Genomic DNA, 22,102 nt, shown 5'->3' on the forward strand with positions numbered 1-22,102 from the left:
TCGAGTGAAGAACTGCGCCTACCGTTCCTGCACGGCTAGCCTCAACCCCAGCGCAATCAGCACCGCCCCCATCAGCCGCTCAACCCAGTGCGCCACTGCGAGAAACCGCCGTCGAATCGCAGATTGCGACAGGACGATCGCCACGATCGCAAACCAGCCAAACTCTACGCTCGCCACCGTCAATCCGTAAATCACCTGAACGGGAACAGGCGTTTCTGGACGAATCATCTGCGTAAATAGCGCCAGGAAAAACAGCGTCACTTTGGGATTGAGGGCGCTCGTCAGAAAGCCCATGCGAATCGCTTTGAGATCGCTGATCGGAAAACGATCGATCGCGACTGCCTCAGCCGACTGCGGACGCGCCCGCAACGCCTGAATGCCGATGTAGATCAAGTAGGCTGCGCCCAGCCATTTGAGCGTGTTGAACAGCAGGATCGATCGCGAAATCAAAACCCCTAAGCCGATCAGCCAGAAGGCGACATGCAGGAGATCGCCGATCGCCAAACCCAGCGCCGTCAGGACACCCGCACGGCGCGAATGTCCCAAACTGTTGCGGACGGTCATCACAAAATTGGGACCAGGACCGCTAATCACCAAGAACGACACGGTGAAGATGGTCAGCCATTCATTCAGCCAAAGCATAAGCAGCAGTGTTGAACTCGATCGCATCCGGAGCCGGAAATGGCTTACCGAAGCTAAAAGCATACTGAGTGGAGCCGTGCTGCCGCAAGTGTTCCAAGCGGGCTTTGCCTTCCTCGACCGTCGGCATCTGACCAATCGGAATCCACCAGAGCGCCAAAATTGCACCCTCGGTCTTGACAAACCAGCGGCGGCGATCGCGCATAATTGCGCCGTGAACACCGCGATACACGTAGTCGGTCAACGCTTCGATCGACTTCCAAACGGTCAGCGTCAGCAAAATATTTTCATCTTCAAAGGCGCGAATATTGGTGGCATCTTCGGCTCCTTCTGCCCGCAAGCGCCAAACAAACCCTGGATCTCGATCGGCAACTGCATTCACCTCGCGAATCTGTTCAACAAAATCGGCCATCGACGGATCGTGAAGTGGAGCGCGAAGCGTGGCGATATTGATTTGAGCCAGATAGTAGCGATCGGTCATTGCGATGATCTCCAATAGCACTTGGAGAAAACCCTGACACGAATCATCCCTCCTAAGACGTAGTTATTCGCACAAAACCACATCAGATTTTTTATTCGGTAGCGATCGTCACTTTTGTCGTAAAGAATCTTGAATAAAGATTAAAAAACTTAACTAATTGCACACATCGCGATAAGTTAGCAGCGAGGCCAATCTGCTTTTGACTCGACGCCCGCCCAGCCATTGCGATTTCACAACCATCAAAATACTTTCGTACTATTGAAGGAAGGGTCACTCAAACTTTGATTCGCTGAAATTTAGCTGCAATACTCCATTTACCTGCCAATTTCAGCAGACCCGCTTGGAAAGAGAAAGCTGCTCAAAGATGCTTGTTTGAGATCGCGATCGCTTGAATTTGCTTTTGTTCTCTCAGGCCAATTCAATCCACTTCTGACTGAGTCTGCACTTCTCATTTCTCCTCAAACTGGCCGCATCGCGATTACCCCAGGTTGCAAAATTCCGCTGTGACTCGTCGATCGCCCGCTCGCTACATTCATTTCGGACTGATCACAGCGTTGCTGCTGCTGATCTCAACTGCGGCTACGTTCTACTATCACATTCATCGCCTGCAAGCCAACGAGCAAGCAATCCAGCATTCCTATCAGGTGCGATCGAGCTTGGATGCTGTGCTTTCCACGCTCAAAGATGCCGAAACTGGACAGCGCGGCTACATCATCACGGGAGAAGCGCAATACCTCGAACCGTATCAAACGGCGATCGCTCAAATTGACGCACAGCTTGGCGAATTGCGTACTTTAGTTTCGCCAAGCGATTCGCTCACGGCTCATGATTCGCAGCAGCAAGCGCGGTTGGCGCAGGTGGAAACAACGATCGAAGCGCGACTTGCGGTGCTTCGATCAGCGATCGAGGCGCGGCGAAAGTCCGGCGAAACTGCTGCTGAGGAAATGGTGCGATCGGGGCAGGGCAAAGCCTTGATGGACAGCACTCGCCAGCAGATCGCCGCAATGCAAAGGCAAGAAACCGATCGGCTCGCTCAGGCGCAGCAAGATTCCGCCGCCAGCTTTCAGCAAGCGATCGATGCCGTCACGATTGCCCTCGCGCTCAATCTGCTTCTACTGGGTTTGGTGTATGCCTTGTTTCGTCGCGATCGTCATCTCCGCAGCCAAGAGGACGATCGGCAGCAGCAGCTCATCAGCGAAATTGAAGCGCAGCGCAGACAGCTTGAGGCAGTTGTGCAAAATTTGCCTGTGGGCACGATGATTGCCGAAGCGCGATCGGGACGGATCATCTTGGGCAATCAGCAAGTTGAACTGATTCTAGGACACGACTTTTTCGGCAGCGATATCAGCAAGCGCAGTGACAAAGCGTTTCACCTCGACGGGCGATTGCTTGAGCCGGAAGAATATCCGCTGGCGCGGGCGTTGCTGACGGGTGAAACGATTCTCGATCAGGAAATTCTCTATCAGCAAGAAGACGGATCGTTTCGCGTCATTCGTGCGAGTGCCACACCGATTCGCGATCGCGGCGAAATTGTTGCGGGCGTCGTTGCCTTCTACGACATCACCCCGTTGCGTAAAGCCCAAGAAGAAGTGCAGCAGCTTAACGCCAGTTTGGAACAGCGCGTCCAAGAACGCACCGCTCAGCTACAAGAAGCAAACGAGGAGATGGAAGCGTTTTCCTACTCGGTTGCTCACGATCTTCGTGCTCCACTGCGGGGAATGCAGGGATTCGCGGAGGCGTTGCTGGAAGATTATGGCGATCGCCTCGACAGCGAAGGCCGTGAATACGCGCAGTTCATCATTGCTTCCGCCCAACGGCTGGAAACGCTTATTCAAGATCTGCTTGCCTACAGCCGCCTAAGTCGTGCCGAACTGCCGCTGAGGGCGATCGATCTCAATGGCGTTGTCGCCGAAGCAATTCAGCAGCTTGAGAACGATTTGATTCGCTCACAAGCACAAATGATCATTCAGTTCAATCTTCCCAGTGTAACTGGACATCGATCGACTTTGATACAAGTCGTGAGCAATCTAATTTCAAATGCGGTGAAATTTGTGGCCGAAGGAGTTAGGCCAAAAGTTGAAATTTCAGCCGAAAAACAAGGCGATCGAGTCCGTCTGTGGGTAATCGACAACGGCATTGGAATTGAGGATAAGTATTATAGTCGAATCTTTCGCGTATTCGAGCGACTGCACGGTGTTGAGGCATATCCCGGCACTGGCGTTGGTTTGGCGATCGTGCGAAAGGGAACTGAACGTATGGGCGGCTCAGTTGGAGTCGAATCGAAACTCGATGCGGGCAGTCGTTTTTGGATTGAATTAAAGGAGTCTTGAAACCAACTAAATGAATTTACCAACTGTCCTGCTTGTGGAAGACGACCCGAATGACATTCGGCTGACACAGCGAGCATTTCGGATGGCAGGGTTGAACGTTTCTTTGCAAATTGTGCAGGACGGAGACTCGGCTGTTTCCTATCTCAATGGTGAAGCAGAATATCGCAATCGCGATCGCTATCCCTTTCCGATTCTTGCCCTGCTTGATTTGAAGCTGCCGCGTCGATCGGGTCACGAAGTTCTATCCTGGGTGAGGCAGCAGCCGCAGATTAAACGTCTACCTATAGTGGTTTTAACTTCTTCTAAAGAATTGATAGACATTAATCAGGCTTATGATCTCGGTGCAAATGCGTACCTGACCAAGCCGATCGGATTCGCGGCGCTGCTGGAAATGATCAGAACTCTGAATCTGTTCTGGCTGCTGCTCAATGAATACCCTGAAATTCAGCCGGAGGCATAACACACCCGAATGCTGCACATTTTGCTTGTGGATGACGATCCGAATGACCGCTTGCTGATTATCCGCGAGCTAGAGCGAGAATTCACCGAGTTACAGGTCACGCCGATCGTCGATGCCGATGCGCTCGCTCAAGCCCTAGTGGGCGATCGCTTCGATCTTGTCATCACCGATCATCGCCTCCGCTGGAGCAACGGACTGAACATTCTGCGCGAAATCAAGTCGCGCTTTCCCGCCTGTCCCGTCATCATGTTTACCAACACGGGAAACGAAGAGATTGCCGTTGCCGCCATGAAAGCCGGATTGGATGACTACATCATCAAGTCGCCGCGCCACTATGTCCGCCTTTCTGCTGCCGTCCGCGTTGCACTCAATAATCTGGACGCGCAACGCCGCGTTGCCCGACTGGAATATCGACTGCAATCGCTGCTCAATCAGCTTAACGTCGGCGTTTTTCGCGCCACCTTGACCGGACAAGTGCTGGAGAGCAACAACGCTTTCACGCGCCTGCTCGGTCTCAGTCCCGATGAGACGAATCTCAATTTGCGCGATCTCTTCTGGAATACCGACCTGCCGACGCAGCAGCGACCGCAGCAAATCGAAATCGGCTTGACGCGCGGCCAGTGGGTTTTGCTGACGCAATATCTCAACACGAGTGACGAAGAACTGGTGATCGACGGACTGGTGGAGGACATCACCGATCGCAAACGATCGGAGGCCGAACTGCGCCGCCTGAATGAAACGCTGGAAGAACGAGTGCGCGATCGCACCGTGCAACTCGAAGAAGTCAACGCCGAACTCGAAGCCTTTGCCTCGTCCGTCTCCCACGACCTCCGCGCCCCGCTGCGAGCAATTCAGGGTTTTGCGAACCTGATTTTGCAAGATCACGGGGATCAGCTCAACCTGACGAGCATCGATTATCTGCGGCGGATCATCGGCGCAACCGATCGCATGAACGCCCTGATTGAAGATTTGCTGGCCTACAGCCGCCTCAGCCGCGCCAATTTGCCGCTAGAGCCTGTGGATTTGCGGGCGATCGTCTCCGACGCGATCGCTCAGCTTGATGCGGAAATTCAAGCCCGCAACGCTCAAGTGGTGATGGTGATGCCCCTGCCAACCGCAATGGCCCACCCGACAACGCTGCTGCAAGTGCTGGTGAATCTGCTCGACAACGCCACGAAATTCGTCGCTCCGGGCGTTCAGCCGCAGGTGCAAATTCAAGCCGAAGTTGAGCCGCAGTCCGTCAAGCTTTCCTTGCAAGACAACGGCATCGGCATTGATCCCGCCAACCAAGAGCAGATTTTTGGCGTGTTGGAGCGGCTGCACGGCGAAGAAACCTATCCGGGCAACGGGATTGGATTGGCGATCGTCCGCAAAGGCATCGAGCGGATGGGCGGCTCGGTCGAAGTGCGATCGAACCTCGGTCAGGGCAGCCGCTTCTCAATTCGGCTTCAGCGCACCTGAGCGACGATCGTGCGGTGGCGCGGACTGTTGCAGGTCAAAGTCGGGCGCGTGAAGCCTGCCGATTCGATCGCTGCCTCAATGTCAAACGTGAAATAGTCGTCCAAATACGGCTCGGTACTCTTGAGCAAGGTCAAAATGTATGGCGGCATCTTTGCATGAATCTCAGATTTTGGATTCATGTCCATCAGCGCGAAATGTCCGCCCGGACGCAGAACTCGCCGCGCTTCTTGGAAAATCGCGATCGCTACTTCCCTCGGCAGTTCGTGAAACAGCAGGAAAGCTGAAACCAGATCAAACGATCGATCCGGTAAGCCCGTTGACTCGGCAGCAGCGTGAAGCCAGTTGATCGATCGATCCGGATCGCGATATCGAGCGATCGTCAAAAAATACGGCGATAAATCCAATCCGGTAATCTTCGCCTGCGGATAAACCGCCTGCATCGCAAACGAACTCATGCCGACGCTACAGCCCAGGTCGAGAACATCTTGCGGCTGCGGAATTTGCGCCTTGAGAACCTTGTGATAGCTCGATCGCAGTTTCGCATCTCCTGCCGCGCCTGCTTCCGGCCAGATGCGAGCGTGAACAGCTTGCGCGGCCACTTCCACTTCCATTGCCGATTCCCAACTGAGATTGCCTTCGTCGTAAGCGTGGAACGGCTTCAAATAGTAGTCGGGATACTCAAGCGGCGATCGCACCTGCGCCAGTTCCGTTTCCCAAGCTGGATCAAATTCGGTTGCCTGATCGCGTGCCCGCAAATTTTTCACCTCATCTCGCCAATACACGCCGATCGATTCTGCCCGCTTGATCATCATCGATCGCGCTTGATGTTTGGCAAGCTGGGCGATCGGTTTAATTGCCAAAACACCATTGACCAGTTGCGAGGCAAGGCGAGGTGCAGGAGGAGTTGCAGTCATTGTGTCTATCGTGATTTCTAAAAAATGATGGAGCTGGCATTCTCAACATTGACATTACTCAGAAGGAAGATCAAGCGCTCTTGCAGCGATCGCTCCAGCCGATCGCAAAGATACTTTACTAAATGTCGATCGATCGCCAGCAAGCCGCTATTCTAAGTCAAAATACCGCTTGTGGCCTCGAATGCTCGATTTATCGTACCTCGCTGACTTTTCGCGGACGCACTGCATCGCCATTTGTGCCTTCTTGGTTCCCGCAAATCTGCTGGCAACCTCGCAAACTTTGTGGATGGCTTGGCAGCAGCGCCCCCTGAAACAGCTTTACCTGATGGCTGCGGTTGCCGCGCTGTATGCGATCGCGATGGTGCTGCACGTCATGACCTGGCTGTGGATTGGTGTGATCATGCTGCCCACGTTTGTGCTGCTCGGTTTGGGAAGCACCTGCTTGATCAGCAACGCGCTAGCGATCGGCTGGGCACTCTATCGTCGATCGCAGCTTTCGCAAAGGGTCGCATCCCCGGTAAGATCTTGCTAGCCGTCATCTGGCTTCATTTCACTTTGAAGACAACATTGGAGAAATCATGCAGTTGAAATATTTTGTCACCTACCTTTCGACCGCTCCGGTTTTGGCGACGATTACGCTCGTAACGATCGCCGTTCTGCTGAGCTACTTCGTGTACTTTGTGCCCGATCGCTTGTTCTTCCCTGCCTAATTCCTGAAAACCGGAGTAGCTCAGCATCTCCGGTTTCGATTTAATAAACGAACCTTAAAGGGCGGTGTTCGATCGCCCTTTGTTCATTTTTGGAAAACTTTTGAGAGAAGAAAAATGTCTCCAGAATTGATGAATGAAAATACAATCAATTTGGTGATTGGTGGATTGGCGATCGCAATTGGCATCGGCGCATTTTTGATGATGTTCACCACGATTTTTACAACGAAAAAATAAAGTTTGCTTTTGAAAAATCATGCTTCTCCACCTTTCCACCTGGCCGGAAGTTGAAGATTATTTGACGCGATCGCAAGCCCTCATTTTGCCGATCGGCTCAACCGAACAGCACGGTCCCACTGGACTAATCGGCACGGATGCAATTTGCGCGGAAGCGATCGCCAAAGGCGTCGGTGAAGTGACGGGGGCGATCGTCGCGCCCACCATCAACGTCGGCATGGCGCTACATCACACGGCTTTTCCTGGCAGCATCAGCCTTCGTCCCAGCACGCTCATTCTCGTCATCCGCGACTATCTCGTTAGCCTCACCCGCGCTGGATTCACCAAATTCTTTTTCATCAACGGACATGGCGGCAACATGGCAACTTTGAAAGCCGCTTTTTCCGAAACCTATGAAGTGCTGACGGATCTAAATTTGCCCAACAGCGATCGCGTCCAGTGTTGCCTCGCCAACTGGTTCATGTGCGGCTCGGTCTATCAGCTTGCCAAAGAACTTTACGGCAATCAGGAAGGTTCCCACGCCACGCCCAGCGAAGTTGCCCTGACGCAATTTGTTTACCCAAACGCCATCAAGCAAGCCCCCCTGTCGGCAGAAGTCGCTTCCGGTCATCCAATCTATGGCGCGATCGATTTTCGCCGCTCCTATCCTGATGGCCGTATGGGTTCAAATCCTGCCCTCGCCACTCCGGAACACGGTCGCCAATTCTATGAAGCAGCAGTCAAAGAACTCAGCAACAGCTATCTAGAATTTGCCAATTCGTAAGGGGATCGCCGCTAGTCGCGATCGAAGCTGGAAATAAACAGAAGATTTCAGCCTAATCAACCCGCAGCAGCATATTCTGCGGAAACGTTCTGCATAATAATTGTTAGCTCCCCTGACTGGCGATTGTGTAGAAGTCTAAAGATTTGACTAAGAGCTTGAAAGTAGAACTAACATTCTGGTTAACTCAACAACACCGAAATTATGAGTCGAAATATACGTCTATTTCCAACCTACTCACAGAAAGAAAATCAAACAACAAACCACTGCCTTTTAATTCTTAAGATGCTGTATGAAGAGAATCCTAAATTTCTCTCGGAAGCACTAGGTTTATTGTTCGGTGAGAATTTTTCAGGAACTGTAGGTGTAAAGTTCATTCAACAGCGCCGTGCGAAAGACTGTGTGCCAGATGGTGAGATTTTTCAAGATTCGTTCTCGGTTTTCATTGAGACAAAGCTTGGCAGTGATTTCGGGGAGAAACAGCTTTTAGCTCATCTAAACACATTGAAAGCGAAGCAAGGAGAGAGAATACTCATAGCTTTAGGCAACTTTGAGCAAGACCCAGCAAACCACCCGGTTTTGCAATCTGTTGCAACTAAGGCTAAAGAAGAAGGTGTTGTTTTTGTATCTGTTAGTTTTGAACAATTTCTTCAAGCAATTCAGTTACCTTATTTGCCCAAGAATTTAATTGATGCAGTTTCAGATTTGGGTGAATATCTTGATGAGAATAATTTGTTGCCGTCTTGGAAGTATCGCTTGGATGTCGTAAACTGCAAAGAAAGTTTTGATGGTGTATTGAAGCACAAAATCTACACCTGTCCAGCGCAAACTGGAGCATATAACCATCGTCGCAGTTTGTATTTTGGGACATACCGTAATAAGTGTGTTGAACAGATATTACAAATTGAAGCAGTTGTAGATCTGGAATCTGAAGATGAAGCGAGCTTGGTTTGGAGTAATGTTAACCGACCAGAGAAAGAGTTGATCCAGACTGCGATAGAACGTCGCCAGAAAATTGGAGAGTCTTGGTATCCAGTAAGGATATTTGTATTGGATGATATGCATCCTACCAATTTTGTTAAAGCAAGTTCAGGAGGAATGTTCGGTAGTAAGCAATATTTTGATATTGGAAAGCTAAAGGCTACAGATACAGCAGATCTCGCACAGAAACTTAGAGATAAAACTTGGGAAAACTATGAATCATTGATTCATGGCTAATTACTTGCAACCCACCAAGAGCGCTAGCACGTCACGCCAGCGGACGGGTGAAAGTTGTTAATACTGAGTTCGAGTTTATCTGCCACCGCTCATTTCAGCCGTTAGACCGATCGAACCTGTTTCTTGTTCTAGCTCGATCGATCGAAGCCTAATTGCGTAGTCGCAACCGGATATCTTGCTAGTAAGCTAATCATTGCGATCGCTAAAAACTAACTTTGCTTTCTGCTTCTTTTGTCGTAGAAATAATGTGAATATCGACGTTTTTAATCAGCCGTAGAATTTTTTGCGTCAGCGAGCCTTTCATTAGCATTTGCCAGCGCGACTTTTGACTTTCGCCCATAACAATTTGCGTGATTCGATATTTCTGAGCCGTTTCCGCGATCGCTTTTGCCACGTTGTAATCGCGGACGCGAATAAATTCGCCTTCAAATTCTTGGCAGAGTCGTTCACAGGTTTCGAGGTGCAAACTTTCTTCTTTCGTGAGGAAGCGATCGGGATCATCCACAAACAAAACATACAAATGCGCGTGCATGTATCCGGCAATTCTGGCTCCGCGACGCAACAGTTGCAGCGTACTCGGATAAGTGGAAACGCACACTAAAACGCGCTCGTGGATATTGCAAAATGTTTGAGACGTGAAAGATTCGATCGGCTGCTGAGCGTCTTCTTCGATGTTGTCTGCAACTTCTCGCAATGCTAATTCTCGCAGTGCCAAAAGATGACGACGCTGAAAGAAATTGTTGAGCGACTGATCAATTTTCTCCGGCGCATAAATCTTGCCGTCGCGCAATCGCTCTTGCAGCGTTTCGGGCGTCACGTCCACAACAACTACTTCATCTGCATCTTCGAGGACGCGATCGGGAATGCGTTCGCGCACGACAATTCCCGTTAGTTTCGCAACCGTATCATTCAGGCTTTCTAGATGCTGAATATTCACCGTCGAGTAAACATCAATTCCCGCTTCTAGAATGATTTCCACATCCTGATAGCGCTTTTCACGCTCAGAACCGGGAACGTTGGTATGCGCCAATTCATCAACCAAAACAAGCTGAGGATGGCGCTTCAAAATCGCCGCTACATCCATTTCAGTTAGCGTCACGTTTTGCCACTGAATCTGCTGGCGCGGCAGCAGTTCAAGCCCGATCGCTTTCTCAGCCGTATCTGCACGATTGTGCGTTTCAAGTAGTCCAATCACCACATCCACGCCTTCTTCGCGCAGACGATGCGCTTCCTCCAACATGCGGTAGGTTTTGCCCACACCCGGACTCATGCCGATGAAGATTTTGTGTTTTCCACGACGGTATCGCATTAGCGTAAAGCGTCTAAAGCTAAATTCAATTTCAACACATTTACGCCCGGTTCGCCAAAAATTCCGAGGAAGCGATCGTCGGTATTTTCAGCAATCAATGCTTCAATTTGATTGGGCTGAAGCTGTCGCGATCGAGCGATCCGCTGAACCTGTGCGATCGCTGCTGCGGGCGTGATGTGCGGGTCAAGGCTGGAGCCAGAAGTGTAAACCAAATCAGCAGTGGGCTGAATTCCGGCTTCTTGCAATCTGGGCAATTCTCCCGCGATCGCCAAGTTCGGATCAGGATCAGATTTGCCGCGAATGCGATCGAGCAAGGCCGGATTACTCGGTGCTAAATTGCTCGCACCCGACACACCCGTTTTGAGGATTCCAGCGCTATCATCTTGCGGATTTGCTGTACTGTAATTCGTTGTGCTGGGGCGACTATTGAAGTAGCGATCGCTCGTAAATGGCTGACCAATTAAAGCTGAACCAACGACTTGATTTTCGGCATTTCTCATTAAGCTGCCGTTGGCTTGATAGGGAAAAATGAGTTGACCGATCGCCAGCATTGCAAACGGATAAATCACAGCAACCAGCAGCCAAAGCACAGCAGTCGCTCGAATCGCTTTTGTCAATTCACGTATCGGATTCATAGGGTTAGAAGCGCTCCGGTTGAAACATTACAACAAACAAATAGACGGAAAGAATCACCGTGCAAAAAGCAAGTAAACCAAGGGCGTAGGCTTGCGATCGCGCCATTGTTTCACCTGTGGAAGCGAAAACTCCAGAGGCAAAAATCAAGTTAATGCAGAGCGCCAAAAACAAATAGCTGGGATATTTGTGACGCCGCCAAGCTTGCCAAAGGGTAGCGAAATTATCGGGAAGTGAATCGATCGATCGAGTAGAAATTCGTTTCATAGTGGTTAGGCAATCGGAAGCAAAATGTCAATCAGTTTGATGGCAATAAACGGAGCAATCACGCCGCCCAAACCGTAAATCAAAATGTTGCGACGCAGCAGTTGATCGGCAGTCAGCGGACGAAATTTCACCCCGCTTAACGCCAGCGGAATCAAGGCAGGAATGATCAAAGCGTTGTAGATTAAGGCCGAAAGAATCGCGGACTGCGGACTTTTTAAGCCCATCACGTTCAGCGCTCCAATTCCGGCAGCAGCAAAAATTGTTGGGATGATGGCGAAATATTTGGCGATGTCGTTGGCGATCGAAAAAGTGGTCAATGCGCCGCGAGTAATGAGTAGCTGTTTACCGATCGCCACCAGATCAATCAGCTTCGTTGGATCGGAATCCAAGTCCACCATATTCGCTGCTTCTTTGGCCGCCTGAGTGCCGGAATTCATCGCCACGCCGACGTTTGCCTGAGCAAGAGCAGGCGCGTCGTTTGTGCCGTCTCCGGTCATAGCGACCAGTCTGCCGTCCGCTTGTTCACGGCGAATCACATCGATTTTGTCTTCGGGCGTCGCTTCCGCAATGAAGTCATCGACTCCGGCTTCCTGCGCGATTACAGAAGCCGTAATTTCGTTATCTCCCGTCAGCATGATCGTCCGAACGCCCATGCGTCGAAGCTGATCAAATCGTTCGCGCAATCCGGGTTTGACAATGTCTTTGAGGTAGATGACGCCGTACAAATCGCCGTCTTGACATAGCCCTAGGGGAGTGCCGCCCAGCTTTGAAACACGCTCAAAAGCTGCTTCAAATTCCGGTGGAACTTTCCCGCCTCGCGATCGCACAAAGCCGCGAATTGCATCAACTGCACCTTTACGAATTTCGATTCCAGGCAAGTCAGTTCCGCTCATTCTTGTCCGGGCAGAAAACTCGATGCCTTCTGCCTGATGGCGATCGAAATTCACTTTTGCACCCAGCTTTTCTGCTAGCTGAACGATCGATTTTCCTTCGGGTGTTTCGTCAAATACGCTGGCAGCAAGGGCAACCTGAGCGACCTCTTCAAGCGATCGATTGTTGACTGGAATAAATTCGTCTGCCAAGCGATTTCCTAACGTGATTGTTCCGGTTTTATCTAACACGAGGGTATTCACATCACCGCAGGCTTCCACCGCTCGACCCGATGTGGCAACCACATTAAACTGAGCAACGCGATCCATTCCGGCAATTCCAATCGCGCTGAGCAAACCGCCGATCGTGGTGGGAATCAAAGCGACCAAAAGCGACACCAAAATGGCGATCGTGGTCGGAGATTGCACATAGTTTGCCAGCGGTGACATCGTAGCAACAACAATCAAAAACACCTGCGTCAGCACGGCCAGCAGCACGGTGAGGGCGATTTCGTTCGGCGTTTTGCTGCGTTTTGCGCCTTCCACGAGGGCGATCATGCGATCGATAAATCCCTGTCCAGGGTCTTGCGTAATCCGAATCGTCAGTTCGTCCGAGACGACTCGCGTTCCACCTGTCACCGAACTGGCGATGTCGGTTCCCGGCTGCTTCAGAACCGGGGCAGACTCTCCGGTAATCGCGGATTCATCGACGGAAGCGACACCCGCAATCACCTCGCCATCAGCCGGAATCATTTCACCGATCGCCACCTTCACCTGATCGCCCCGCCGCAATTCAGTCGAACTCACCTGCGCGATTGTCCCATCAGGAAGCACTTTGCGGGCAATCGTATCCGAGCGAGTCGATCGCAAAGAATCCGCTTGGGCTTTGCCGCGTCCTTCCGCAACGGCTTCGGCAAAATTCGCAAACAGAACTGTTAAAAACAAGATGATTGTAATGAGTCCGTTCAAAATTCGCTGCTGATTGGCATCGGCTTGAACGGTTCCAAACAAGTTCGGATTAATCGTTACAAGCAAGGTAACAATTGTTCCCACCCAAACCAAAAACATCACCGGATTTCTCACCGCAATGCGCGGATCAAGCTTAACAAATGCATCACGAATCGCTCGCTGATATAAGCTGGACATCGACGCTTTGGACGATCGTTTCGATGTGCGAGAAGTTGTGCTGGTCATGGCTTAGGCTCCTCTGGCAATTTGAAACGCTTCTGCGATCGGCCCCAAGGCCAGAACCGGAAAAAAGGTCAATGCACCCATAATTAAAATCACGCCTGTTGTCACTCCAGTAAATAGAAATGTGTCGGTGCGAAGCGTTCCTGCGGTGAAGGGAACAGGCTGCTTTCGAGACATGCCATCGGCCAGCAATAAAAGCGCCACGATCGGAATATATCGACCGCCCAATAAACTCAAAGAAGTGCTGAGATTCCACCACAATCCGGTTGGCGCAGGCTGACTATCTGCTAATCCTTCAAAACCCGATCCGTTGTTGGCCGCAGCCGAAGCATATTCGTAGATCACCTGCGACAAACCGTGAAATCCAGGGTTGGTAATTCCAGATAGCTGATCGGGGAAAGCGAGGGCGATCGCGCCTGGAATCAAAATGAAAATTGGATGCACCAGCATAATCAAAAAGCTGGTTAAAATCACTTCATTTTTTTCAATTTTGCGGCCTAAAAATTCCGGCGTTCGTCCGACCATTAAACCTGTGACAAAAACGGCCAAAATCAAATAGGCAAACAGATAAGCGGTTCCGGTTCCCTGCCCGCCCCAAACAATCTGCAAAAACAAATTCGAGAGCGTCACAAATCCACCATTCGGCATCAGTGAGTCATGCATTGAATTGACCGCACCGCACATTGTTCCCGTCGTAGTAACGGCATACAAAATCGACTGTGCCCAGCCAAATCGAACTTCTTTGCCTTCTAAATTTGGTTGCTGACTGCCTAGTAAAGCGTTGATAGCTGGATTGCCCTGATATTCTCCGATCGCCGCAATCACAATAAACAAAACGTAGATTGCAAACACCATCCCAAACACTAACCAGGCTTGTTTCCGGTTATTTGCAATCACGCCATAGGTGTAGATCAGCGAAGTTGGAACGGAGATCATTGCCAGAATTTGAATCAGATTCGTAAACCCGTTTGGATTTTCAAAGGGGTGGGCGGAATTGATGGCAAAAAATCCGCCGCCGTTTTCACCAAGGTCTTTAATAATTTCAAAATGAGCAACGGGACCTAGCGCGATCGCCTGACTCAAACTCGGATCTTCTAAAGTTGGAAAGACGACCGGAGCAGCCAGCGTTTCAGGTGTTCCCGCAAGCATCAAGGCGATCGCCCCAACAACGCTAATCGGCAGCAAAATTCGCGTAATGGCTAACGTCAAATCGACATAGAAATTGCCCAATGATCTGCCTGCCAAGCCGCGAATGAACGCGATCGCAACGGCAATTCCAGTTGCAGCAGACGTGAAAAACATAAACCCCAATCCCAACATTTGTGCGAAATAGCTGTAAGTTGTTTCGCCTGAATAATGCTGCTGATTGGTGTTAGTGATGAAAGAGATCGTCGTGTGCAGGGCAGTATCCCAAGTTGGTGCTCCGAGTCCAGTCGGATTGAGCGGCAAAACGGCTTGAAACATCAAAATTAGAAACAGCAAAACTGCCATCATCAAGTTGCTGTAAAGCACGGCGCGAGCATATTGCCAGCCGTTCATTTGCGACTTGGAGTGAACGCCGCTAGCGCTGAGAATAAGGCGATCGATCGAATTAAAAACTGAGTCAAGAATTGTTTTTTGACCGAGATAAATCCGTGCAATATACCTGCCAAACAGCGGCGTAATCGCCACAATCAGCAACAGCGTGAATGCGATTTGAAGCCATCCTTGCAGCATGAGAAAAGGTTTAACCTCTGTATGAATGTAGAAGCAAGTTTGCATGTAGAGGCTGCTTCTAGCAACGATCATGAACCAATTTCTTAGCTTTGAGAAGGTATAGATTTGTGTTTAATGCTGTTTAGCTTGAGTTAACTGGAATGTTGGATTTCCGCGTTTAGCTTATGTTTAGGTCGCGTTTAGAGAAATCTATATTCTTTAGCTCTACAAGTTTCCATTACACTGAAGCAACTGCGGTTTGCTGTTCTCTATGTCGCGCCCTTTACCAAAATTGCCGTTTTCTGACTTTCGATCGCCCCTGGCCTGGGCAACGATCGGCTTGTTTGGCGTCGTCTTCACGCTAGAAATGTTAACTCCGCCCGAATATGTCATGGGCTATCTCTACATCAGTCCGATTTTATTTGCAAATCCGCGCCACCGCCGCACCACCTTTGGATTAACATTTGCCGCAGTTTGCCTGACGCTAATTAATATTTGGATTCCAGGCGATCGGGCAATTCATACCGCTACAATCGCCAATCGCTTCATCACCACCTTAGCTTTAGTTGCAACGGGGATTTTAAGCGATCGCAATCAATCGATTCAGCAAGCGTTCGCTCAGCAGCAGGCAAAATTGCAAACGCAAGAGAAACTATCGAGCTTGCGAGAAGATTTTACTTCAACCTTGGCTCATGATCTAAAGACGCCTTTGTTAGGTGCGATCGAAACGTTAAAAGCCTTTCAAAGCGGACAGCTTGGCAGTGTTCAGCCCAAGCAAAAAGTTGTTTTAGACACAATGATTCGCAGTCATCAAACTAGCTTGCAGCTTGTTGAAACGCTGCTGGACGTGTATCGTAATGATGCGGAAGGATTGCAGCTTGATCGATCGACTGTTGACCTTGCGAAACTTGCAGAAGAAGTATCGATTGCGCTGTTAGATTTAGCAGCTAGCCGTCAAATTTTCATTTCATTGCATTACGGAGAATCAGATTTTCGTAAGTTCTTGTGGGTGAATGGTGATGCGTTTCAGCTACAGCGGGTCTTTGCTAATCTGTTAGTAAATGCAATCAATCACTCGCCGCGCGGCGCAAAAGTAGAAGTTGTACTCGAAACGCAATTTTCTTATCAACTAGTAAAAGTGATCGATGCAGGAGCCGGAATTCGACCGGAAGAAATGCCGCATCTGTTTGAGCGATTTTATCAGGGGCACAGCGATCGCCAAGCTAGTGGATCAGGACTGGGGCTGTATTTAGCAAGGCAAATAATCGAGGCACATAACGGTACAATTTGGGCAGAGAACCGCACTCCACATGGAGCCGTTTTTGGATTTCGTCTGCCTGCTATCATTCATTCATTGCCCGCCCGCTGATATGCCGATCGATCGCCTCCAAATTCTTTTGGTTGAAGATGATGAACTGTTTCGCCTCGGTTTGCAGGTGCGATTGCAGCAAGAATCTGGAATTGAACTGGCCGAAGCATCCGATGGAGAAACGGCGATTGATTTGGCTAAACAGCAATCGTTTGATCTGGTGCTTCTTGATATTGGGTTACCAGGATTAGGCGGCATCGAAACCTGTCGGCAACTGAAACAGTCCCATGCCAATCTGCCCGTTTTAGTATTAACTTCGCGCAACGATCGATTGCTAATCACTCGTTTAATTGAAGCAGGCGCACAAGGCTATTGCCTCAAAGGAGTCGCCGCAGAAACGCTAATTCTAGCAATTCGATCGGTAATCGCAGGCGCATCTTGGTGGGATGCAGTTGCTACCGCAGAAATTCAGTCAGCGTTTCAAAATCAAATAAAAACAAATTCGATCGCAGCAAAATTAACGGACAGTTTGACCCGACGTGAACAAGAAATTTTAACGTTGATTGCTGCTGATAAAACCAATCAAGAAATTGCGGAAGCGCTGTACATCACACCAGGAACAGTGCGCGTTCACGTCCATGCCATTTTGCACAAATTGGGTGTGAGCGATCGCAGACAGGCGATTACAATTGCAACTCAAAACAATCTGCTAGACCCCAGTAGACTATCTTGACAAAACCGAGCTAATTTCTTGTATTGCTGCTATGCAACTATTGATTTCTCAGTTAGAACTAGCAGTTTAGCGATCGCAAAAGAATAGAAAACTGTGTAGCTTCATTAACCATTTTCAGCGCTGAAACGCTATGATTAAAAGCCGATCGCCACATTGTTTAATATGGGTTTTGAGAAGTGGGAATTTGTCGATCGCGCCTTGGCCGAACGGCAGCAGCAACAGCAATTTCGATCGCCTTGTTCGATCGTACCGATCGATGCAGTTCACGTCTCGCGGCAGGGACAAACGCTGCTGAACTTTAGCGCGAACGACTACCTTGGACTTGCCAAACATCCCGCCTTAATTGAAGCGACTCAAACCTACGCGGAGCAGTACGGAGCGGGCGCAACAGCTTCGCGACTGGTCGCTGGAACTTACGAAATTCACGAGCAGCTAGAGCAGCAACTCGCCACTGCCTATGGGCAAGAAGCCACGCTGCTGTTCAGTTCTGGCTTTCAGGCTAATTCCACCGTCCTCGCTGCCCTGCTCGATCGCCAATCGCTCGTCTTGTGCGATCGACTGGTTCACAGTAGCCTCTTGCAGGGCACAACGCGATCGCGCCTAATCCGCTACCCTCATAACGATCTTGCTGCGCTAGAAATTCAGCTTCAAAAAGCGATCGGCCACCATTCGCGCCTCGTAATCGTCACGGAAACCGTCTTCAGCATGGATGGCGATCGCAGTGATGTCGATGCGCTGATTGCGCTAGCTCAGCAGTATGACGCAATTTTGTATCTCGACGATGCCCACGCGATCGGCGTTTTGGGCACGAACGGCATGGGATTGGCCGCGCATCGAGCGGGGGTGGACGTGGCGATCGGCACGTTTGGCAAGGCGTTTGGTGCATTCGGCGCGTTCGTCGCCTGTTCGCAAAAGCTGCGCGACTATTTAATTAACTGCTGTCCGGGCTTCATCTATACGACTGCGCTGCCTCCGGCTGTGATTGGCTCGATCACCGCCGCCCTAACGCTGATTCCGACGCTGGACGCAGACCGCCAGCATTTAGCCGACAGTGCCGAAACGCTCCGACAAATGGCGCGATCGATCGGCTTCAATCCGGGCGCATCAAGTTCACAAATTGTGCCGCTGCTGTTGTCGAGTGAATCGAAAGCCTTGCAGCTTTCCAACTGGCTGGAGTCGCAGGGAATTTTGGCGATTGCAATTCGTCCGCCCACCGTTCCGGCCAACAGTTCGCGCCTCCGCCTCGCGCTTTCTAGCTGCCATACGCACGACCAGCTAAAATACTTGATTCAGTGCCTTGAAAAATTTCAGCTTGAATGATCGATCGCCTGAATATCGAAATTATTGCGTATCACGGCTGGGGCTATGACCAATTCTGCTGGCAGAATTGGGAGAATGTGCTGCCGCCAACTTGGAAATTTCAGCGATTCGATCGCGGCTATTTCGATCGTCCTTGCGCTCCAAAATTCACTTCGTCTACTGCAACAAAAATCATCTTTGCTCATTCCTTTGGGCTGCATTTTTGTCCGCAAGACCAGCTTGAACAAGCCAACTGCTTAATTCTATTCAGCAGCTTTCTTCAGTTTCACCCGCAATCCGATCGCCTCAGGAAACGATCGATACAAATTCTCGATCGCATGATTGAACAGTTTCAAACTCAGCCTGAAACTGTTTTGGAAAACTTCTACGCAAAATCTTGTTATCCTGCCATTCATAAAACATCTGTTTCTTCCAATTTCAATTACTCGTTACTGCTCGAAGATTTGCAGCAGCTTGGTGTTTCGACGATCGATCCAATCCATCTTGAAAAAATACCAAATATTTTGATTCTGGTCGGTGAAGACGATCGCGTCATTTCACCTACTCAGCTTCAACAGCTTCATAAGGAATTGTCGTTCAGTGAATACCATTCAATCAAAAATTCAGGTCATGCTTTACCATTCACACATCAGCAAGAATGCTGGTCATTAGCTCAGCAATATTTACAGCGATCGAACTCAATCAAAGCAAAAATTGCGATCGAGTTTGGGCGATCGCCCGTCACCTATCACCAGCAAGCGACTTTACAAAAGCTTTATGCCGATCGCTTGTTTTCGCTGCTGGATGATCGATCGATTCCAGCCGGAAAGATTCTAGAAATCGGCTGTGGAACCGGATTTTTGACGCAAAAACTAGTCGATCGATTTGGCGATCGATCCATCCTCATTACCGATCTATCTTCAGAAATGCTAAATTTCTGTCAGCAGAATTTAGACAAAACTCGACTGAAAGCCTCGATCGAATTTCGACAGTTAGACGGTGAATCGCTAAATTCTAATGAGCAATATGCGTTAATTGCGGCGGGATTTGTGGTGCAGTGGTTTCAATCCATTGACAGCATTCAACGCCTAATCGATCGACTTGAGCCAAATGGTTTATTGCTAGTTTCTTATCCAAGTTGTGAAAGTTTTCCTGAATGGCGATCGATCTGCCAAAAGCTGGATTTGCCGTTTACCGTCAATCCACTACCGGACTCGCAGCTATTAGCGCAGTTTGGCGGCGTTTATCGAACAGAAACGATCGCAACATCCTTTGCAAGCGCGGCAGATTTTTTTAGAAGCATGAAAGCGATCGGTGCTGGATTTAGCACGACCGGAAAGCAGTTGACGCGATCGCAAATGAAGCGTTTAATTCAAGCTTGGGATGCTCAAACTGGAGAAATTGAAGTTTCGCATCACATTGTTTATGGCGTAATTGAGCGATCGCGATGAGTGAATTTCCAAAGCAGTTTTTCGTAACGGGAACCGATACCAATGTGGGCAAAACTGTCATTTCTGCCCTGCTGACATTGGGACTCGGTGCGGCCTATTGGAAGCCAATTCAGTCGGGATTGGACGGAATTACCGATACGGAATTTGTCCGGCGCGTCACTCAATTGGACGATTCACATTTCATTCCCGAACGCTTTCGACTGACGCAGCCGCTTTCTCCTCATGCTGCCGCCGCGATCGACCACACCACCATTTCCCTCACCGACTTTCACTTACCCACCACCGATAAATCCCATTTAATCGTTGAGGGAGCCGGAGGACTCATGGTTCCGCTCAACGATCGCGACCTGATGATCGACTTAATTCGCTGGCTCAATCTGCCCGTTTGCCTCGTCGCCCGCAGCAGTCTCGGCACGATCAACCACACACTGCTTTCGATCGCGCAACTGCGTCGATCGCAAATTTCCATCTTGGGCGTCATCCTCAACGGCGAACCCAACCCCAGCAACCGCGCTGCGATCGCCCACTACGGCCAAGTTCCCATTTTGGGCGAAGTCGATCGGTTGGATGCGATCGACCCCTCCACTCTCAAAACTGCCTTCCACCACCTCACCTAACCTCATGCACCCTCACCTCTGGCATCCTTACACCCAAGCCAAAACTGCCCCCGAACCGCTCAAAGTCAAGTCCGCGCAAGGCGTTTGGCTGGAACTGGAAGACGGCACACGCCTGATTGACTGCATTTCAAGCTGGTGGGTGACGCTGCACGGTCACGCCCAGCCGGAAATTGCGGAAGCGATCTATCAGCAGGCCAAACAGCTAGAGCAGGTGATTTTTGCGGGATTCACGCACGACCCCGCCGAGCAGCTTGCCGACGCGCTAATCGAAATTCTGCCCGCTCCGCTCAATCGCGTTTTCTTCTCAGACAATGGGTCAACAGCGGTCGAAGTTGCCTTGAAGATGGCCTATCAATATTGGCGAAACCAAGGGCAATCGCGTCAAAAATTTCTGGCGTTTGAAGGCGGCTATCACGGCGATACGGTCGGAACTATGTCGGCGAGTGCGCGATCGCTGTTCTCGCAAGTCTTTTCAGATTTGCTGTTTGAAGTTGAATTTGTGCCGTTTCCCGCCACGCATTGGGGTGATGCAGCGGTTGAAGAAAAAGAGGCAGCGGCGATCGCGGCGATCGAGCAAAAGCTGCAATCTGCTGAATTTGCGGCGATGATCGTGGAACCTTTGGTGCAGGGCGCAAGCGGAATGCGAATGTGCCGACTTGAATTTTTGCAACAGGTTCGTCAGATTACGCAGACCCACAAAACGCTGCTGATTGCCGATGAAGTAATGACGGGTTTTGGACGCACAGGTGATTGGTTTGCCTGCAAAAAAGCCGCGATCGCCCCTGATTTAATCTGCCTTTCTAAAGGACTCACAGGCGGATTTTTGCCAATGTCAGTAACAGTTTGCACTGAGGAAATTTACGCTGCTTTCTATAGCAATGATCCACTGAAAACGCTTTATCACGGCCACAGCTACACGGCCAATCCGCTCGGCTGCGCGGCGGCGATCGCCTCCCTCAATCTGCTCAAGGTCAATCCGTCTTTCAAAGACATGGAAGCCAAACACCGACAGCACTTAAGCGCGTTGCAGGCTGATCCGCGACTCGAACGACTGCGCGTCATGGGCACGATCGCCGCAATGGATATCGTCACATCGGAACAGCAAGGCTATCTCAATCAGGTCGGGTTAGCAGTGCGGAAGCAGGCGATCGATCGAAAGCTGCTGCTGCGTCCACTCGGCAACGTGCTGTATTTGCTTCCGCCCTACTGCATCACGGATGAAGAACTTGCGTTTGTTTACGAAGGAATCTCAGCAATTTTGACAGCAATTGCTTTGAGCTAAAAACCAAATCCAGCGCATCATCTGTGGAGACGTGGCACTGCCATGTCCTATCAACAATCCACTCACCAACAGTTCAGTCAATGTCGATCGATGCTGCCTAAATCCTGCTTGAGTCACGGTCATGCCCTTAGAGGACGTTTGAAAAGGTGAACAGTGTGAGCTTTTATGCCAAGCGCCTCACCATCAAACGAATCATGGCAACGTAGATCAACGTCTCGGATGTTGCGGGCAGTAGTTCAT

21 protein-coding genes are annotated in these 22,102 nt (G+C 50.2%); 13 read left to right on the top strand and 8 right to left on the bottom strand.

The window, feature by feature from the left end; translation table 11 throughout:
* Window positions 1-18: 18 nt before the first annotated feature.
* The gene (locus H6F67_RS02455; RefSeq protein ID WP_190762980.1) at window positions 19-642 is read right to left on the bottom strand and encodes a LysE family translocator; all 624 of its coding nucleotides are present in this window, start codon (window positions 640-642) and stop codon (window positions 19-21) included.
* Window positions 626-1,120 (bottom strand): DUF3291 domain-containing protein, encoded by a 495-nt coding sequence (locus tag H6F67_RS02460; RefSeq protein ID WP_190762982.1) that lies wholly within the window; start codon window positions 1,118-1,120, stop codon window positions 626-628. The genes H6F67_RS02455 and H6F67_RS02460 overlap by 17 nt, the downstream gene beginning before the upstream one ends.
* A 503-nt stretch (window positions 1,121-1,623) precedes the next feature.
* On the opposite strand from H6F67_RS02460, the gene H6F67_RS02465 reads away from it, so the two are divergent.
* Genes H6F67_RS02465 through H6F67_RS02475 form a run of 3 tightly spaced genes read left to right on the top strand, consistent with a single transcriptional unit; the run spans window position 1,624 to window position 5,371 of the window.
* On the top strand, window positions 1,624-3,450 hold the full coding sequence (locus tag H6F67_RS02465) for a CHASE3 domain-containing protein (RefSeq protein ID WP_190762984.1): 1,827 nt from the start codon (window positions 1,624-1,626) through the stop codon (window positions 3,448-3,450).
* Between the two features lie 10 nt (window positions 3,451-3,460).
* Window positions 3,461-3,910 carry a response regulator gene (locus H6F67_RS02470; protein ID WP_190762986.1) on the top strand — a complete coding sequence of 150 codons (450 nt, stop codon included), beginning with the start codon at window positions 3,461-3,463 and terminating at the stop codon, window positions 3,908-3,910.
* Between the two features lie 9 nt (window positions 3,911-3,919).
* Entirely contained in the window at window positions 3,920-5,371 is a 1,452-nt protein-coding gene (locus H6F67_RS02475; protein ID WP_190762988.1) for an ATP-binding protein, read from the top strand.
* Here H6F67_RS02475 and H6F67_RS02480 read toward each other — a convergent pair.
* Complete coding sequence (locus H6F67_RS02480; RefSeq protein WP_190762990.1) at window positions 5,359-6,285, bottom strand: class I SAM-dependent methyltransferase; 927 nt, start codon at window positions 6,283-6,285, stop codon at window positions 5,359-5,361. The genes H6F67_RS02475 and H6F67_RS02480 overlap by 13 nt on opposite strands.
* Window positions 6,286-6,466: 181 nt before the next feature.
* Between H6F67_RS02480 and H6F67_RS02485 the strand changes: the two genes are divergently transcribed.
* The 4 genes from H6F67_RS02485 (at window position 6,467) to H6F67_RS02500 (ending at window position 9,207) form a co-directional block, all read left to right on the top strand.
* Window positions 6,467-6,817: a hypothetical protein gene (locus H6F67_RS02485; RefSeq protein ID WP_190762992.1), complete on the top strand. Its 351-nt coding sequence runs from the start codon at window positions 6,467-6,469 to the stop codon at window positions 6,815-6,817.
* Window positions 6,818-6,863: 46 nt separating this feature from the next.
* Window positions 6,864-6,995, top strand: coding sequence for a photosystem I reaction center subunit IX (locus tag H6F67_RS02490; RefSeq protein WP_190762994.1), 132 nt, complete (start codon window positions 6,864-6,866; stop codon window positions 6,993-6,995).
* A gap of 253 nt (window positions 6,996-7,248) precedes the next feature.
* Entirely contained in the window at window positions 7,249-7,992 is a 744-nt protein-coding gene (locus H6F67_RS02495) for a creatininase family protein (RefSeq protein WP_190762996.1), read from the top strand.
* 282 nt (window positions 7,993-8,274) lie between these two features.
* On the top strand, window positions 8,275-9,207 hold the full coding sequence (locus H6F67_RS02500; protein WP_190762998.1) for a hypothetical protein: 933 nt from the start codon (window positions 8,275-8,277) through the stop codon (window positions 9,205-9,207).
* 202 nt (window positions 9,208-9,409) lie between these two features.
* Here H6F67_RS02500 and H6F67_RS02505 read toward each other — a convergent pair whose 3' ends face one another.
* From H6F67_RS02505 to kdpA, 5 genes are read right to left on the bottom strand one after another with little or no spacing between them, the layout of a single operon-like run.
* Window positions 9,410-10,516, bottom strand: a complete 1,107-nt coding sequence (locus H6F67_RS02505) for a universal stress protein (protein ID WP_190763000.1) — start codon at window positions 10,514-10,516, stop codon at window positions 9,410-9,412.
* Window positions 10,516-11,151, bottom strand: a complete 636-nt coding sequence (kdpC, locus tag H6F67_RS02510) for a K(+)-transporting ATPase subunit C (RefSeq protein ID WP_190763002.1) — start codon at window positions 11,149-11,151, stop codon at window positions 10,516-10,518. The genes H6F67_RS02505 and kdpC overlap by 1 nt, the downstream gene beginning before the upstream one ends.
* A gap of 4 nt (window positions 11,152-11,155) precedes the next feature.
* On the bottom strand, window positions 11,156-11,416 hold the full coding sequence (locus H6F67_RS02515; protein ID WP_190763004.1) for a potassium-transporting ATPase subunit F: 261 nt from the start codon (window positions 11,414-11,416) through the stop codon (window positions 11,156-11,158).
* Between the two features lie 5 nt (window positions 11,417-11,421).
* Window positions 11,422-13,479: a potassium-transporting ATPase subunit KdpB gene (kdpB, locus tag H6F67_RS02520; RefSeq protein WP_190763006.1), complete on the bottom strand. Its 2,058-nt coding sequence runs from the start codon at window positions 13,477-13,479 to the stop codon at window positions 11,422-11,424.
* Window positions 13,480-13,482: 3 nt separating this feature from the next.
* The gene (gene kdpA, locus H6F67_RS02525) at window positions 13,483-15,192 is read right to left on the bottom strand and encodes a potassium-transporting ATPase subunit KdpA (RefSeq protein ID WP_190763008.1); all 1,710 of its coding nucleotides are present in this window, start codon (window positions 15,190-15,192) and stop codon (window positions 13,483-13,485) included.
* Between the two features lie 250 nt (window positions 15,193-15,442).
* Here kdpA and H6F67_RS02530 point away from each other — a divergent pair, with 250 nt between their 5' ends.
* The 6 genes from H6F67_RS02530 (at window position 15,443) to bioA (ending at window position 21,862) form a co-directional block, all read left to right on the top strand.
* Window positions 15,443-16,540: a sensor histidine kinase KdpD gene (locus tag H6F67_RS02530; RefSeq protein ID WP_190763010.1), complete on the top strand. Its 1,098-nt coding sequence runs from the start codon at window positions 15,443-15,445 to the stop codon at window positions 16,538-16,540.
* A 1-nt stretch (window position 16,541) separates the two neighbouring features.
* Complete coding sequence (locus H6F67_RS02535; protein ID WP_190763012.1) at window positions 16,542-17,213, top strand: response regulator transcription factor; 672 nt, start codon at window positions 16,542-16,544, stop codon at window positions 17,211-17,213.
* Window positions 17,214-17,375: 162 nt separating this feature from the next.
* The gene (locus H6F67_RS02540; RefSeq protein WP_190763014.1) at window positions 17,376-18,533 is read left to right on the top strand and encodes an 8-amino-7-oxononanoate synthase; all 1,158 of its coding nucleotides are present in this window, start codon (window positions 17,376-17,378) and stop codon (window positions 18,531-18,533) included.
* Window positions 18,530-19,963 (top strand): methyltransferase domain-containing protein, encoded by a 1,434-nt coding sequence (locus tag H6F67_RS02545; protein ID WP_190763016.1) that lies wholly within the window; start codon window positions 18,530-18,532, stop codon window positions 19,961-19,963. The genes H6F67_RS02540 and H6F67_RS02545 overlap by 4 nt, the downstream gene beginning before the upstream one ends.
* Window positions 19,960-20,580 carry a dethiobiotin synthase gene (gene bioD / locus H6F67_RS02550; RefSeq protein WP_190763018.1) on the top strand — a complete coding sequence of 207 codons (621 nt, stop codon included), beginning with the start codon at window positions 19,960-19,962 and terminating at the stop codon, window positions 20,578-20,580. Before H6F67_RS02545 ends, bioD begins: the two co-directional genes overlap by 4 nt.
* A gap of 4 nt (window positions 20,581-20,584) precedes the next feature.
* Entirely contained in the window at window positions 20,585-21,862 is a 1,278-nt protein-coding gene (gene bioA, locus H6F67_RS02555; RefSeq protein WP_190763020.1) for an adenosylmethionine--8-amino-7-oxononanoate transaminase, read from the top strand.
* Window positions 21,863-22,102: the final 240 nt, after the last annotated feature.

This window comes from Microcoleus sp. FACHB-1515 (assembly GCF_014696105.1).
Classification (GTDB): domain Bacteria; phylum Cyanobacteriota; class Cyanobacteriia; order Elainellales; family Elainellaceae; genus JAAUTJ01.